The sequence below is a fragment of the Bacillus sp. SRB3LM genome (assembly GCF_015712745.1).
Lineage (GTDB): Bacteria > Bacillota > Bacilli > Bacillales > Bacillaceae_G > Bacillus_A > Bacillus_A thuringiensis_K.
Window position 1 is genome coordinate 1 of the sequence record NZ_VWVQ01000090.1, and the last position, 1,149, is coordinate 1,149.

Genomic DNA, 1,149 nt, shown 5'->3' on the forward strand with positions numbered 1-1,149 from the left:
ATTCCAATGGATTTGAATCCCCGTAAACACAGTACTCATAGGATTATAATCACTATGTGTAAACTGTGAATCGTGTCCATTGGCTTGAATGATTTCAATATTAGGTAAAACCTCAAAAACATTAATAATGGCTATCAAGCTTTTGCTTTTTACTTATGCCGTACGCTATCCACCTTTTTTCTGATGTTACATTAGACCATGATTCCATTCGGAAAGGAAGTGCAGTCAACATCTTCCTTTCCTTCTATGAGTGAGCCCTATACAGAGTTAGGAACGACAGAAAACCAAACGATTTTAGGTGTAGAACTGATTCCCCATTAAGAAAATGGCACAATGTTTTCTGTAGATACGTTAAAAACAGGAACCGTATTAATTTTAATAACGAGTAAACAGGTAGAGATACAACTTATTTCCTCATCAGGGAAGGTTTATAATAAACAAGATACATTAGTAACAAAGGGTCATAATATCTTTTTAAAGGGGTTTTCATTCATATGTTTCAACTAAAAAGTATGAAAGTGGGAGACTGGCAGATACGTATGAACACGGAAGGTAAAGATGCCTATTTAATGATGGTACGGTATCAACAATAAGCACCTTTCCATTTGAAAATACCCGCTAATAAAGCAAAATTAAAAATCCCATCTTTTGATAAAAAACTGTTGAAGCGGAGGTGGTCTCTATTATGATTCGCGTTGTTCATTGGACAGCTACACTGAGTTCATAATCTGATGGATTTCGACAAGTAGATACAAATATTTTATCTGCTACGTTACAGCATATAGAGCAATCGGATATATACAATCTTATAATTGATGTGAAAGGAATAAATAAAACAGGACACCCATATACATGTACAATTATACTTTCTATGTATATTGAAAAATAAAATATGTTTAGAATTCTACAAACAGAAAAAACGCTCTTATGAGCGCCCTTTTTCTGTTCGTTACTTTTATTCATTTTGAGGTGGTACAGTAAAACTGGAACACAGTATAGAGATAAATTATTCTATATAAGAGGTGTTTCAGATGAAAAAACAGTATGATGAAACATTTAAAAAACAATGTGTTGAATTGGTAATCAAAGAAGGGCGTACAATTTCCAGTATTCAAAGAGAATTTGATCTAGGACATGGGACTCTTAATT

At 33.2% G+C, this 1,149-nt stretch carries 1 protein-coding gene; it reads left to right on the forward strand.

The window, feature by feature from the left end; genetic code table 11:
* Positions 1-198 precede the first annotated feature (198 nt).
* Entirely contained in the window at positions 199-321 is a 123-nt protein-coding gene (locus tag F3I02_RS34520; protein WP_269061754.1) for a hypothetical protein, read from the forward strand.
* Positions 322-1,149: the final 828 nt, after the last annotated feature.